Source organism: Ruminococcus sp. J1101004sp1_RTP21198st1_B9_RTP21198_201120, assembly GCF_040924245.1.
Classification (GTDB): Bacteria; Bacillota; Clostridia; order Lachnospirales; family Lachnospiraceae; genus Blautia_A; species Blautia_A faecis.
Genome location: NZ_JBCOMI010000004.1, coordinates 51,325 through 67,111 on the forward strand (window position 1 = coordinate 51,325; position 15,787 = coordinate 67,111).

Here is a 15,787-nt window from a genome sequence, read left to right on the forward strand (position 1 = left end):
CATCTGTGGGCAGTAACTTTGTTCCATCATCAATCAAAAAATGCAAGTCTGTCAAGTGCCTCAATAGCGCTTTCCAGATATCTGTCATCTGTAACCGGCCATTTGTAATCCAGTCTGTAAAGAACCTGTGCTGTAAACCGGTTGCTGTAATCCAGGGTATAGATCTCATTTTCATTATGAGCCGTATACGCGATCAGTCCGGAAACAACATCCGAATCATCACTGTTCTTTGCAAATTCTTTTACTGCAGCCTCAAACTCTTCATCACTTACAATGTCAATGTCAAATCCATGGCTCCGCATTGCATAGATCAGATCCGCCATATAGATATGATGGCTGTTGCAGGCGTGGAATACGGTAAATCTCCGGTCTGTCTGCACCAGTTTCAACACTGCAAGTGCAGTAGAATCAATTGGTGAAAATTCTGTAACTTCGTGCATAGCCCCAATTGGGAATTTACCAACTGCCTCATATCCTCTCAGGCTTCGCAGGAATCCGTTTGTAATAAAGTTGATCTGGAATTCACCATCTGAATTTCGGCTCATCAGATTTCCTACACGGATAACCTTTCCGTCAAGCCCACTGGAAACAGCTTCCAGTACAGCTCTCTCTGCAAGGAATTTTGTGCGGATATATTCATTTGTGATGTTCTGTCCAATATACAGATCGTTTTCATTAAAGACTCTGGACATTGGCGGAACACCATCGGAACCTTCTCCGGCAACAGAAACAGTAGAAATCTGGATCAGTCTGCGTCCACTATTTTTACAGAATTCAATCAGATTTTCCACTCCGTGTACATTTATCTTCTCCAGTACATCACCAGCTGCAAAATGCTTTACGCAGGCTGCGCAGTTAATAATGGTGTTAAATTTGTAATCTGCAAATTTCTCCACCTGTTCTTTCGAGGTAATATCGCCATCCACACAGATAATACGCTCTCCAAACAGTTCCTGGCACGGATTATCGAAGTAATACATCAACATATGCATCATTCGTTTCTCCATGGACTCATATTTACCCTTACGTACCAGACAGTAAACCTTACCGTCATAATTATCCAGGTAAGCCTTCAGAACATGAATTCCCAGGAAGCCGGTTGCACCTGTGATCATGATATCACCAATTTCTTCCTTTGTCACCTGGTTTACGTTTTCTTCTACATTTCCGCTGATCACGCTCTGGATCCGGTTATAATTGTAGCTGGAGAATTCGTTCTCACTCTGCGGATTTTCAAATGCCTCACTGTTATCCACGATTGCAGAAAGCTCACGGATGGTCGGATATTTGAAAATGTCTGCATATACAATGGAAATATTCTTGGAAAGGCACATAACAGCAACTTTTGATGCAGTAAGTGAGGAGCCTCCAAGTTCGAAGAAGTTGTCCTCAATTCCTACTTTTTCAATGCCAAGTGCTTTTTCAAATATCTCGCAAAGTGCAATCTGGACAGCGGTAACAGGCTCCACATAGGCTGTGCTTGCTGTGGTGGTTACTTCTGGTACCGGAAGCGCCTTTTTGTCTATCTTTCCGCCAGGAGTCACCGGCATTTTCTCAAGATGGACAAAGAAGGATGGCATCATGTAATCCGGAATCAGCGGGTTCAGGAACAGTTTCAGCTCATCTTCCGGAATGATTTCACCAGTATAATAAGCTGTGATATATTTGTTTCCGCCTTTTTCGATCACTATAACAGCAGCATTCTTCACCTTATCGTGCTTCAGAAGAGCTCCTTCGATCTCACCAAGTTCAATACGATATCCTCTTATCTTTACCTGGGAATCGATTCTTCCGATATATTCAATATTTCCGTCACCTTTCATGCGGACCATATCACCGGTTCTGTAAAGACGTTTGTCCTCGTCACATACGGAGAACGGATTTTCCACAAATACGGAAGCCGTCTTCTCAGGAAGATTGTGATATCCTCTTGCAATCTGACGTCCGGCATGGCAAAGCTCACCAGAAGCGCCTACCGGAAGCCGTTTCATATTTTCGTCCACAATGTAGCTGCGGATATTCCGCTGTGACTTACCGATCGGGATGTTGTCGTACTGTTTGTCAACCCAGAACTCTGTGGAGGAAACAGTATTCTCCGTTGGACCGTAGCCATTGATCATCTGGTAAGTTCTATCCCGGTAATATTTGAACTTCTCACCACCCAGGGTGACAAATTTCAGGCTCGGAGCATCGTCAAGAAGCTCTGCAACCAACTCGCCCATCTGAGTTGGGAAGGTAGCTGTGGTAATTTTTTCTTCTTTTATGAATTTTCCAACAGCAACCGCATCTTTTCGTATGCTCTCTGGCAAAATGTACAGTACTGCGCCTGCAGTAAGCGGAGCAAACAGGTCGATCACGGATGCATCGAAGCAGAAGCTTGCAAACTCTGCCACAATATCATCTGGTGTCAGTTTTCTTGTCATAAGGATATACTCGATCAGGTTCAGCAGGTTCCGCTGTTCAAGCATAACACCTTTTGGTTTTCCGGTGGAACCGGATGTGTAGATCATATAAGCCAGGTTCTCTGGTTTCGGAGCTGTGAGCTCTACAGAAAGTGCAAAGTCTTTGGATTCTGCTGCCACGTCATCCAGGCTGATCACATTCTGGTCGTAGAAGCCTACCAGACTGCGGTAACGGTCTATTACAAGCAGGTTTTCTGCCTCGGAATCCTTCAGCATGTACTCAATTCTGCTCTGCGGATATTCCGGATCCAATGGAACATACGCACCGCCGGCTTTCATAACACCGATATAAGCTACGGCATATTCCTTTGTTCTTCCGCACAGAATACCTGCAACCTTTTCCCTGCCAAAGCCATTTTGCGTAAGCTTCTGAGCAACATAATCTGACATATGGTCCAGTTCTTTATAGGTAAGCTCGCCCATTCCGTCTTTTACCGCCGGTCTGTCCGGATATTTTGCAACAGCTTCCCTGAACAGGTCTACAAAGGTCTTTCCGGCATGGGAAGGATCATCTTCCATTTTGGTTTCTTCCTCAAACATCAGTCTGATGTCTGCCGGCTCGTATTCTCTCAGGATTCCATCTGCCGTTGTTTCCAGGTTATCTGCAAGGTATTTGATGGTTTCCTCGTTGTACATGTCGCCTCTGTACTCAATCTCAAAGACAAACTTATTTCTCTCAATTGAAATACTGATGGAAACAGGTGCCTTTGCCGCATTCAGCTGAACAGGTTCTTCCTGCGCATATTCCCCGCCGATATTATCAAAGGCGAAGTTGTCGCCCTGATAGATCACCATGGCATCTGCCTTGATGTTGAACTCATGGCTGATCTGGGAGAACGGATAAATATCGTTGTTCATGGAATTAATCAGCTGCTGCTGGACAGCATTCAGGCAATCCGCAGTGCTTCCTGAGAAATCACAGTAAACGGGAAGAGTCTTTACCAGCATACCCACGGTATCGGAAAGTCTGGAATCGTTTCTGCCGTGGTAAATAGTGGTAAATACCGCATCCTTCCTGAAATTGTATTTTCCAAGAGTAATACCAAAAGCAGAGATAAAGAATACATTCTCTGTAATTCCGTGCTTCTTACAGAATGCCTTCACGTCCTGTACGGAGAACTCACTGGTCTCACGATGATACATCTCTGCGGTTGGAGCTGCTCCGCTCTTGTCTGGATAGAAGTTGATGCTTCCGCCCGCATTTTCAAAAACGGATTTATAGTAGTTCTCTGCATTCTTATAAGCATCACTTGCCAGAGCATCCCTGTTATCAAGGGCCAGATCATAGGAAGTATACTCTTCCACTTCCAGCTTTTCTCCGCTGTAAGCCCTGTTAATGTCGTTCAGGATAATGCCCAGGGAGGTACCATCTGCAACAATATGATGAATGTCAAGGAACAGATAATTTCCATCACAGGTTCTGTGAATCTCAAAGCGGAAAAGCTGTTCATTAAACAGCATGTACGGACGAACCAGAGTTTCCCGGTTCATTCCATTTATAATCTGCGTCTTATAAGTGAAAGCATCATTACGTTTCTGAAGGACTTCTCCTTCGTCGCTCATAAAGAGACGGGTTTTCAGGTAAGGATGAGCTGCAACGGTGCTGTCAATTGCTTCTGCCAGCTTATCCAGGTCAACCTTTTTGTCAAGCTTCAGAAGATATGGGATATTGTAAATGGTGGATCCCATATTGGCTGTACACTCGATGAAAATTCCCTCCTGGGTATTGGTGAGAGGATAATTTTCCTGGATTTCCCTCTTGGTTTCTTTTCCGGCAGTCTTCACAAAGCCCTCTAACATCTGAATAGTTGGGTGATCCTTGATGTCAGATGTTTTTATCACAATGTCAAAAGCTTTAGAAATAAGGATATTCAGCTTAATAGCAGTGATAGAGGTCAGTCCTGCCTCGTAAATATCTGTGGTAATGCCGAATTCGGTATAGCCAAGAACCTCAGCAATACAGTCAAACAGCTTCTGCTGGGTCTCATTCTCCGGTTTCACGATCTCTTCCACTTTTCGCTCTGGCAGTGGAAGGGCTTTTTTGTTTACCTTCTGATTCTGGTTCAGCGGAATCTTGTCGATCTGCATGGTAACTGCCGGAACCATGTATGGAGGCTTGGTTTCTTTGATGAAATCATTTAACTTATTTATGTCAACCTGACCGTCAGATACTACATAAGCTGCAATATATTTTCCGCCGCCATTTGGATCGTCAAAAGCCACTACGGTTGCATCCTTTATGCCTTCGTATCTTCTTATGACCTCCTCAACCTCGGAAAGCTCAATTCTAAAGCCTCTGACCTTAACCTGGGAGTCTTTTCTTCCAATGATCTGGATGTTTCCATCCGGAAGATATCTGGCAACATCACCGGAATGATACAGGACTTCATAACCTTCTGCATCGTCATAAATATTCTTCGTATAAACTTCCGAAGTTTTCTCCGGTTTATTCAGATAGCCTCTGGAAACCTGCCATCCGGAGATCATCAGTTCACCGCAGGCACCGTATGGAAGCAGATGACCAAACTTATCGGCTATATAAAGCTTGAAATTATCAAGCGCTTTTCCGATTGGAATATTTGAATAATATTTATCCACTTCAAATACAGTTGTAAAAATTGTGCACTCTGTAGGACCATACGCATTAAAGAATTTATAATCCTTCGGCGGTTCCATAGGAACAAGCTTCTCTCCACCTATGGAAAGATATTGCAGACTCTCGCAGCTCATTTCCATCGCAAACTGTCTTCCCACCTGTGTAGTCATAAAGGAATGGGTAACGCCATTCTCTTCAAAATAACGCTGAAGTGCAATAAAATCAAGACGGATTTCTTCCGGAATAATGTGAAGCTCTGCACCGTTTGCAATTGCACCGTAAATATCCATCATGGAAGCATCAAATCCAAAGGACGCATAAGCTGCTATTTTGGAGCTGTGATCTACCTGGTAATACTTTTTGTACCAGTGGCAGAATGCAGTGATATTTCCATATTCCAGCATACAGCCTTTCGGCACGCCGGTGGAGCCGGAAGTGTACAGTAAAATAAACAGATCATGAAGCTCTGGCTTCTTAAGTTCCACATCACGCTCTTCCAGCTGTGGGATCTCATCTGTAAATAAAACAGGTCCCTGATAGCCGTCTACCAGCGGCAGAAGCTCTCTGTCTGCGATCAAAAGCTTAGCAGCAGAATCCTCCAGCATGTACATCAGGCGGTCTTTCGGGTAAGTAGGGTCAAGAGGCTGGTATGCCGCACCGGCTTTGATCACGCCCATTGGTGCGATGGCCATGTATTCGCAGCGGGGGATCAGAATGGAGACTACATCCTCCCTGCCGATTCCCTGGGATGCAATATATTTTCCAAGTCTGTTGCTGAGCTCGTCCAGTTCTTTGTATGTATATTTCCGGTCTTTAAATACCACTGCGGTGTGGTCTGGAATGGTCTCTGCCAATTCAGCGAACATGTCAGAAATGGTTTTGCTTCTGTCAAATTCGTTTTCTGTATGATTGAATTCTGCGATCTTGTTTACCCCACTCTGAGAGATCACAGAGATTTCAGAAACATATTTTGTTTTCAGCATGGAGCTCATGGCAGCTTCATAGGAATCCAGGATTCCGTCAATAAAGGCCTGGCTGTACATGTCGCTGCGGTATTCTGCTGTAAGCACATAAGTGTGGTTGTACTCTCTTACCTGGATCAGCAGAGGCATTTTGGCCATATCCAGGGAAAGGTCGTGGCCTCTGGCAATGGTGTCTCCAATTGGATAATCGTCGCTTAACTCTGCCTGGTATGCAAAGGTAAGATCCGAATTCAGCCCGTATTTTGCACAAATATCGGAAAATGGGAAAATATCGTTTGCCATGGAGGACAGCATCTGCTCGGAAAGCTCTGCCATATACGCCTGTACGGTGGTCTTCGGGTCGAATTTGCAATAAACAGGAAGGGTTTTTACCAGCATGCAGACTGTGTTTTCAAGCCTGGAATCGTTTCGTCCATTATAAATAGTAGACAACAGACTGTCCTCTGCATTGGAGTATTTTGCCATAAGGATGCCGAACAGACCTGTAAATAAAATATTCGGGGTAACACCCAGCTTCTCGCAATAGGAAAGAATGGCCTCTTCTTTCAGGCCCATGGTCTTCTCCAGATAACCTTTTTCAGGAGCTTTTCCATTCAGGTCTGGCATAGGGAGGGATTCCGTTTCAATTCCTTCAAAAATACTGTCATAATATTTCTCAGCTTTTTTGTATTTGCCCTCTTTCATCTGCTGTTCTTCGTCAAGGGCCGCATCAAATCCGGTATAGGACTCTTTTTCCAGTTTTTCACCCATATAGGCCTTATTGATATCCTCGAAAATGATATCATAGGAGTTGCCGTCAGCAATAATATGGTGGAAATCAGTAAAGAGGTATTTCTTATCTTCTGTCACATAAATTGCCACACGAAGGAGACGTCCCTTTTCCAGCTTAAACGGACGTACAAGGCTTTCCTTCTGGCTGGCAAATTTCTCATTTGTGGTCTCGATCACTTCCGGCACAAATGTCTCATTTCCAGGGCGCTGTACCATCTCCCCATTATCGTCAAGATATACCTGTGTGAGCAGATAGGAATGGGCGCTTACCATTCTGGCAATTGCATCGGATAATTTCCGGGTATCCACTGTTGGATCCAGTTCAAAAAGGAAGGGGATATTGTATACGGTACTCTCAGGATTTTTGCTGCATTCTGCAAAAATACCCTTCTGGGAACCGGTAAGAGGATAAACCTCTCTCTTTTCGTAGGTTCTGAGTTTCGGCGCCAGCATGACATATTTTTCCAGCTTCTCCACGGTATTGTTCTCGTGGATATCGCTTGTTTTTACGGTAACACCAAATTCCTCTGAGATCAGAACACAGAGCTTCATTGCACTGATGGAGGAAAGGCCGGCCTTGTAAAAACTGGTGTCGATTCCGAAGAAGTCGTTTTCTACTACTTGGGCCACAATGTCAAAGATCTTCTTCTGCATTGGAGTTTCCGGCTCTTTCAGATTTCTGGGCTGCGCCACCGGCTTGGGCAATGCTTTTTTGTCAATTTTGCCATTCTGTGTTAAAGGCATTTTTTCCAGCTGGATGAAAACATCCGGAACCATGTAATGAGCCAGGGATTCTGACGCATAAGCGGTAAGCGCTTCAACATTGATCTGGCGGTCTGCCATAAAGTAGCAGCAAAGATATTTATTATCCACCGGTACTGTAATACTGGTGATGATTCCTTCGAAGCTGTTAACAACCTCCTCGATCTCACCAAGCTCGATTCTGAGACCGCGAAGCTTGATCTGATTGTCAATTCTTCCGAAAAATTCGATCTCGCCATCTGGAGTGATCTTTGCAAGATCGCCTGTTTTATAGGCTCTTTCTCCGTTGAGAGTGATGAAAACTTCTGCTGTTTTCTCCGGCAGATTGATGTAGCCACGACCTACTCCAAGACCTGCAATTACAAGCTCTCCGGTCTCTCCGTCCGGAAGGATCCTGTTCTCTTTGTCAACCACATAAACCTGAACATTGCCGTTTGGCTTTCCGATGGTAATGTTTTTGCTGTCGGTGATTACCTTCATGGTACAGCTGATGGTAGTCTCGGTTGGTCCATAGCCGTTCATAATATAAGCATCCGGGTTTACTGCGTGAATCTTGTCAAAAAGTGCAGGCGGGAATGCTTCTGCTCCTACGTCAAATACCTTGATCTGGGCAGCTGCTTCCTGAAGCTGGGGCAGATCGATCATATTGGAAAGATAGGTAGGAGTTGTGGTCATAATATCCACTTTATTTTTTACAATTAAATCTCCAAGCATAATGGGATTCAGGATCTCTTCATCGCTTGCGATCACTGCAGTCATTCCATTGGTGAGAGGGAGAAATTCCTCCAGTACCGAAACATCAAATGTCATGGCTGCCATGGAAAGGGAAACGCTTCCCCTGCTTACATAGCCATAGGTTTCCGCATTCTTTGGATTAGGATTTACAAAATTGGCAAGGTTGATATGCTCGATCATAACACCTTTTGGTTTTCCCGTGGAACCGGAGGTGTAAATACAGTAGCAAAGATCATGTTCCTTAATCCTGGTATCCGGGTTCCCCGCATTTGGATTTTCCAGCAATTCTTCAAGCAGAAGCACCGTACAGGAAAGCCTGGAAAACAGCTCCTGGCGGTCCTTCGCGATTTCCTTTGTGGTGATAATAAAGGGAACTCCTGCATCTTCAAAAATGAACTGCACACGGTCATCGGGATAATCCGGGGCTGCGACAGCAAATGCACCACCAGCCTTCAAAATACCCTGACGGACTGCGTAAAAGTCACAGCAGCGCTCCAGTACCACACCTACGATTTTTTCACAGCCAACGCCTTTTTCAATAAGAGAATTCGCAATTCTGTTTGCTCTTTCATTCAGCTGTGCGTAGGTAAAGCTTTCCTTGCTGGAAGCTACAGCACATTTGTCAGGATGAAGCCGCACCTGCTCTTCAAACAGCTTTGTCACAGGCTGAAATTCAAAAACAAAATTGCTCTTTTCGTTAATGTCAGACATTTCCTGCACCTCCTAAAATGATATTATAGTATTATTCATATCAATTGCGCGGATATAATCCATTGATTTTGAAATCTTTTTCACCAGCTCAATTCCATGGATATCAAACTCCTCATGGTCATAGCTGTATTCCAACGGATTAAAATTCACTCCGTTGTCTCTTATCCTTAACTGGCAAATGTCATCCTCCAGGCAAAGATTGATGTCGATCCAGTTGGAAGTTTTTCCACCAAATTTAATGATATTCACAGTCATTTCTTCTGCACACACGGCAGCAAGATTGGCTCTGTTTCCGGATACACCGTTTTCCTTGCAGAACTCCAGGATTTTTCTGTTAACCGCGCCAGCTTCTTCCATGGTGCTCTTAATGGAAAAATCAAAATTGATTCCGGGATTTTGGTCCGGAACAATATAAAAAGTAGAATTTTTGTGTTTGATCTTTCGGAAAATCCAGGCTGCGATCAAGGTTATGATCTCTGTGGCAACAAATGCAGCACCAATTCCATTTGTACCGATTCCATCAATCTGTTTCCAGATAGAAATTCCTATAAATGTTGCAGGAAGAACTGCCACTGCGTTTTCAAGGAAGGTAACAAAGCTTGCAATTGCAGTCTCTTCAATAGATTCATAATAGCTTACGGTAAATTTATTCCAGAGATAAAGCACTACACATAAAGCAAAAATACGCAGTGCATGAACCATCTCCCGTCCCAGCTCTCCGCCGCCTCCGAACATAATGGTGATCTGTTCTGTAAACAGCATGATCAGAACGAATATGACTGCCAGCACGATGTAGCTGTATTTCAGCATTTTTTTGCACAGGACACGGATTCCCACATAGTCTTTTTCTCCAAAAAGAATTCCTGCAACATTAGGAATTACGCCAATGATTCCGCCTGTAAGCATTTCCACGATCAGCAAAACATTGTCGCAGACCGTAAATACTGCCATTCCGTCTTCCCCGATCTGATTCATAATGATGGTGTTCAGACCAAGGGCTTTTACAAAATTGGTTGCCATGAAAACAAGCATGGGCACACCTGTAATCACTGCCTCCTTCACGATTCCGAAATCCTTTGCATTCAGCCGCACGAAACTGATATTCCTCTTATCTGAGCGAATATAGAAAAGGAAAACCACCATGGCAAAAAGAAAGCCAAGTACCGTTGATAAGGATGCACCTGTAACTCCAAGTGGTGTAAATCTAAGAAATATGTAATCCAGCACAAGATTTATCACATTGGCTGCGATCAGATAAACAGAAGCAAGCTCCGGATGGTTTTCCACCCCAAGGTAGTTTACCATCATCAGACCGATTCCGATTACCGGTGCACCTAACATGCTAATGCGGATATAGTCTCTTGTATAAGTTGTCAAAACTCCGTCTCCGGATACCAGAAATCTGGCAATAGGTCCTGCAGCAGGAAATGCAATAAGAGAAAACAGCAGTCCCACCACGAGTGTGACAATAAAAGTGGCCGAAAACAATCTCGAAGCCCCTTCTTTGTCACGTTTACCAAGCATATTTCCTGCGGCTATGGAACCTCCCACACCCAGACAGTAACCGGTAAGCTGAACTATCGTTTCAACCGGAAGACTCATTGTGACTGCGGACATTGCTTCTACACCAATTAAATTACTTACAAAGATAGTGTCCACAATGTTTCCAAGCTGAAGTGCCAGCGACATCATAATACCTGGAACGATATACTTGTTTAATTTCGCATTCAGCAACCTGTTATTTCTGTTTTCCACCATTCCATCCCCTTTCGAAATTTTGGAGTATTTCTAAACAAAATCAGAATACTCCATATTTATATATAATTTAGCAAAAAATGAAATATTTTTCAATAAAGCAACGAAAACAACGTCAAATTAAACAAAAATAGCTTAAAAAAATACCGGTTTCCCGAAGATATCCCTTTAATGGAATTCTTTGGAAACCGGTAGTATCCTTCCTGATATGTAATTATTCAGCAGACTCCAGAACATGTTTAAAAAGGCTTTCTACAAAATGTACGTCACAATTTGCGGAGCCTGCAGATTGCAGGAAATAAATTTTCAGGCAAGCTCCAAAGCCCTGTGGCAGGCTGCTTTATGCCCCTTTTCCACCTCCTGAAGCACAGGAGCTTCCTGCCTGCAGCGGTCTGTTGCATAGGGACAGCGGGTATGGAATTTGCATCCTGACGGTGGATTGTAGGCACTTGGCACGTCACCCTCCAGAATGATACGCTGACGTTTCTTCTTCACATCTGGAAGCGGGATTGCAGAAAGAAGAGCTTTTGTATAGGGGTGCATCGGATTGGAATAAAGCTGGGCTTTTTCTGCAACCTCAACCACACTTCCAAGATACATAACTGCAATTCTGTCACTGATATGGCGGACTACACTCAGGTCATGGGAGATAAACAGGTAGGTCAGATTTTTCTTCTGCTGCATATTTCTCATAAGATTCAGCACCTGCGCGCGGACAGATACGTCCAGTGCGGAAACTGCCTCATCACAGACAACAAATTCCGGATTCAGGATCAGTGCCCTTGCAATTCCGATTCGCTGCCTCTGACCGCCTGAAAACTCGTGAGGAAAACGATTCAGATACTGTTTATCCAGTCCAACCTCCTGAAGGATCTCTTCCACCATTTCCCTGCGTTCTTCCTTAGTCCCCACTTTATACACCTCAAGAGGGGCACTGATCAGATCATAAACGGTCATTCTGGGATTCAGGGAGCTATATGGATCCTGGAAAATAATCTGCAGCTTCCGGCGCATTTCCCACATTTTTTTCTTATCATAGGTAAGGATGTCTTCCCCATTGTACATAACCTGGCCCTCTGTTGCCGGGATCAGGCGGAGAATAGTTCTTCCCAGAGTGGATTTTCCGCAGCCGGACTCTCCGACCAGGCCCAGTGTCTCACCCTTTCTCACAGAAAGACTTACATGGTCTACTGCTTTTACTACAGATGGATTACGGTTCAGAAGCCCTTTTTTTGCCGTAAAATATTTGGATAAATCCTTTGTTTCCAATAAGATTCCTGTGTTCTCACTCATTATTTCTCACCCTCGTATCTGAAGCAGCTTACCAGAGAATTTCCAGCATGGTAAACGCCTGGTTTTTCTTTCATGCAGCGGTCTTTTCCGTAAGGACATCGGGGAGCAAATCTGCAGCCTGCAGGCATGGCGTCCGGTGCCGGAACGGTGCCCTCAATGGTATTCAGCAGCTCTACATCCTCATCAAGGCGGGGAATAGAGTTCAAAAGTCCCTGTGTGTAAGGATGCTTCGGTCTTTCAAAAATATCCTCAATGCTGCCGTATTCTACTGCTTTTCCTGCATAAAGAACAAGCACATCGTCTGCGGTCTCTGCTACTACCCCCATATCATGGGTAATCAGCATAATGGCTGTTCCCATTTTTTCCCTGAGCTCACACATCAGCTCCAGGATCTGTGCCTGGATGGTTACGTCCAGGGCTGTGGTAGGCTCATCTGCAATAAGAAGTCTTGGCTCGCAGGATACTGCCATGGCGATCATCACTCGCTGGCGCATACCGCCAGAAAGCTGATGCGGATATTCCTTCATCCGCTTCTCCGGAGCAGCGATCCCAACTCTTTTCAGAACGTCCACAGCTCTTGTCCAGGCTTCTTTTTTACCGCAGTTCTGGTGGAGCATAATTGGTTCCATCAGCTGGGTTCCAATAGTCAGAGTCGGATTCAGGGCAGTCATTGGATCCTGAAAAATCATGGCAATATCATTTCCGCGGATCCTGCACATCTCTTTCTCCGGAAGCCCTATCAGTTCTTTTCCATCCAGTTTGATGCTGCCGCCGGAAATCCGGGCGTTGCTTCCAAGAAGCTGAAGGATAGACATGGATGTGACACTTTTTCCGCATCCGGACTCTCCTACAATTCCGAGGATCCTGCCTTTTTCTACAGAAAAGCTTACACCGTCAACGGCTGTGTTAATGCCTTTTTTTGTCTGAAACTGTACCTGTAAATTCTCTACTGAAAGTAAAGATGCCATAGCTGTACTCCTTTTTCTCTTAATTAACTCACTGTGATTCTTTCACAGCTCCTGAAATCCGCCAGACATGAGAGTCTTTTCTCTCATATTTGGCGGGTTCCAGGATCAAAAGCTTTATCCGCTTTTGTCCTGTTTCCCATTTTTATTACTCTTTATCCCACTCCCAGGAAGACCAGTTCAGACAATTAAAGTCTGCAACGTTCAGGTTCTTCATGCTCTTGTTGTAAGCGGTAAGAAGGTTCTTTGTATATAAGTAGCCCATAGCTGCTTTTTCTACAACCTTTTCCTGATACTCATCGAAGTATGGTTTTCTTGCTTCAAAAGTAAGCTCTGCGTTTCCTTTGTCGATCAGGTCAGAAAGCTCTGTATCCTGAAGCTGGCAGAAGTTGCAGGAGCTTTCCGGATAAATCATTTCACGGCTCTCACTTGGGTCAAGAGTTCCGCCGGAACCAATGATTCCAAGATCATGCTCGCCGTCAAGCATACGGCTCATCAGAGTTGCAAAGTCCATCTGCTCAATTTCTACATTTACACCGACATTTGCAAAATCCTGTACGATCAGGGCTGCACATCTCTCGGTAATGCTGCTTCCAGAGGAGATGAAAAATTTCAGTGTCTGTCCAGCCGGGAAGCCTGCTTCTGCAAGCATCTCTTTTGCTTTTTCAGGATCGTACTGAACCTGAACTTTGTCATTGTAGTATGGGCTTACCGGTGCGATCGGGGTCATGATCGGAGTTCCCTCTCCCATAAGAAGACCATTTACCAGTACGTCACGGTTGATTGCCATATTCAGTGCCTGGCGAACTTCCTGAGTAAGATATTCCTTCTGAGTATTGAAGATCAGAGTGGTATAGGAAGTGGTAGGAACAGACTCTGTTACCAGGTTATCCTGGGACTTGGCTGTTTCCCAGTCATCAGTCAGTACGGAACCGAATCCGATCAAATCAAGCTCGCCGTTCATAAGACCGGAAAGAACGTTTGCAGACGGTACTACACGGATGATCAGACGGTCAATATTTGGAGTTCCAAGATAGTAGTTTTCGTTCTTTGTGAACTCCATACGCTCACCATTGATCTCACTGTCATAGATGAATGGGCCGGAACCTACCGGATTTGCCCAAAGGTCAGGAGCATTGATCTCTTCTGCTGTTTTTCCTTCAAATATATGTTTCGGGATGATGAAAACAGTGTCGATATCCTGCAGGAATGTATCAGGATACATAGCCTCTTTTAATTTGAAGGTTACTTCATAATCGCTGTCTGCAGTTACTTCGATAGAATCCTCGGAAAGCTCTGCTCCGGAATCATCCACACCGGCAATGTACTCCAGGTGATAACGGCTCTTTGCCTCTACAGACGGATCAGAATACATCTGGTAGCTGAATACAACGTCCTCTGCTGTAACCGGCTCACCATCAGACCATACTGCGTCTTCATGAAGCTTAAAGGTAACTGCGTCACTGGCATCGTTTACAGTCCAGGACTCAGCAAGGCGTCCCTCAATGGAACCGTCTGCGTTTGTCTGTGTCAGGCGGTCATAAATCTGGTCACAGATAAAACGGGTGTAGTTGCTTGTGGTGTTCAGCGGCATCATGGTATCCCATGCCTGGTCCATAGCAGCTGTTACAACTTTTTCCTCTGCCTCAGCAGCAGCCGGAACAGCATAACCTGCTACCATGCTTCCTGCAAGCAGGAGCGCTGCAGCCTTTTTCATGTTGAATTTCATAGGTCTCCTCCTTTTTTCTTTTGTCAGGGATGTTTTTCTCTGACAGGTTTTGTGAAGCAAATCAGTCCGGGAAACTCCCGGAACCAATCTTATGTCAACGGACTGTCCGGTCTTGCATCAAGACCTTCATGATCCTGAGACATTACAGTTTGATTTTCGGATCCAGCGCATCGCGGATGCCGTCGCCCAGAAAATTAATACTTAACACCGTGATCAGAAGTGCAAGTCCCGGCGGAAGCCAGATCCACAGCTTCTGGGAAAGCACAGTAATGGACTGCGCATCGTAGAGCATATTTCCCCAGCTTGCTCCCGGCGGCTGTACACCCATGCCAAGGAAGCTTAACGATGATTCAGAAAGGATGGCACTCGCCATCTGGAATGTGATTGCGATCAGGATCGGGGCAAAAGAGTTTGGAAGAACATACTTTGTCACGATCTTGAAATTGGAGGTACCAATTGCCCTTGCAGATTCTACATATTCTTTCTCGGATACGGAAAGTACATTTGCATAGATCAGTCTGGCAAACTGTGTCCAGCCGAGCACACCGATGACACAGGTTACAGACCAGACAGACGGTCCCAGAACAGCAACCAGCACCAGGATCAGCACAATTGATGGAAAAGACATAAAAATATCTGCAATTCGCATAATAACTGCTTCTGCCTTTCCTCTGGCATAACCAGCAACCAGGCCAAGAGGAACTCCAATTGCGCAGCTGATCAGTGTGGAAACAAAACCAACCAGCAGAGAGGTTCTTCCGCCATACATCAGACGGGCAAAAACATCACGCCCGATAGCATCAGTTCCAAGGATGTGCGCTCCTCCCGGAGCTGCAGAAAAGGCAGTGTAATCTGAAGTATAAGGATCCAGTTTCAGGATCATGGGAAGAAAAACCACCATCAGGATTTCCACGATCAGGACCACCAGACCTACCATAGCCATTTTGTGTTCTTTCAGTTTATCAAGTACCTCGGAAAGATAGCTTACATTTTCGTTTTTCTGTTTTTTCATTTCTGTCTTCTAT

6 protein-coding genes are annotated in these 15,787 nt (G+C 44.8%); all 6 read right to left on the reverse strand.

Annotation, left to right across the window (positions count from 1 at the left end; all coding sequences use genetic code 11):
- Nucleotides 1-29 precede the first annotated feature (29 nt).
- Nucleotides 30-9,020 carry a non-ribosomal peptide synthetase gene (locus AB5618_RS03760; RefSeq protein ID WP_148463504.1) on the reverse strand — a complete coding sequence of 2,997 codons (8,991 nt, stop codon included), beginning with the start codon at nucleotides 9,018-9,020 and terminating at the stop codon, nucleotides 30-32.
- A 12-nt stretch (nucleotides 9,021-9,032) separates the two neighbouring features.
- On the reverse strand, nucleotides 9,033-10,778 hold the full coding sequence (locus AB5618_RS03765) for an MATE family efflux transporter (RefSeq protein WP_226815528.1): 1,746 nt from the start codon (nucleotides 10,776-10,778) through the stop codon (nucleotides 9,033-9,035).
- A 303-nt stretch (nucleotides 10,779-11,081) separates the two neighbouring features.
- Complete coding sequence (locus AB5618_RS03770) at nucleotides 11,082-12,068, reverse strand: ABC transporter ATP-binding protein (RefSeq protein ID WP_148463505.1); 987 nt, start codon at nucleotides 12,066-12,068, stop codon at nucleotides 11,082-11,084.
- On the reverse strand, nucleotides 12,068-13,036 hold the full coding sequence (locus AB5618_RS03775) for an ABC transporter ATP-binding protein (RefSeq protein ID WP_118577947.1): 969 nt from the start codon (nucleotides 13,034-13,036) through the stop codon (nucleotides 12,068-12,070). The genes AB5618_RS03770 and AB5618_RS03775 overlap by 1 nt, the downstream gene beginning before the upstream one ends.
- 145 nt (nucleotides 13,037-13,181) lie before the next feature.
- Nucleotides 13,182-14,762, reverse strand: a complete 1,581-nt coding sequence (locus AB5618_RS03780) for an ABC transporter substrate-binding protein (RefSeq protein WP_148463506.1) — start codon at nucleotides 14,760-14,762, stop codon at nucleotides 13,182-13,184.
- Between the two features lie 142 nt (nucleotides 14,763-14,904).
- A complete protein-coding gene (gene opp4C, locus AB5618_RS03785; protein WP_148463507.1) occupies nucleotides 14,905-15,774 on the reverse strand; it encodes an oligopeptide ABC transporter permease in 870 nt (289 codons plus the stop codon).
- Nucleotides 15,775-15,787 lie beyond the last annotated feature (13 nt).

What these genes read in the sequence shown, in the direction of transcription:
- AB5618_RS03765 (WP_226815528.1), bottom strand. Translation starts at nt 10,778, where the DNA reads ATGGTGGAAAACAGAAATAACAGGTTGCTGAATGCGAAATTAAACAAG.
- AB5618_RS03775 (WP_118577947.1), bottom strand. Translation starts at nt 13,036, where the DNA reads ATGGCATCTTTACTTTCAGTAGAGAATTTACAGGTACAGTTTCAGACA.
- AB5618_RS03760 (WP_148463504.1), bottom strand. Translation starts at nt 9,020, where the DNA reads ATGTCTGACATTAACGAAAAGAGCAATTTTGTTTTTGAATTTCAGCCT.
- AB5618_RS03780 (WP_148463506.1), bottom strand. Translation starts at nt 14,762, where the DNA reads ATGAAATTCAACATGAAAAAGGCTGCAGCGCTCCTGCTTGCAGGAAGC.
- opp4C (WP_148463507.1), bottom strand. Translation starts at nt 15,774, where the DNA reads ATGAAAAAACAGAAAAACGAAAATGTAAGCTATCTTTCCGAGGTACTT.
- AB5618_RS03770 (WP_148463505.1), bottom strand. Translation starts at nt 12,068, where the DNA reads ATGAGTGAGAACACAGGAATCTTATTGGAAACAAAGGATTTATCCAAA.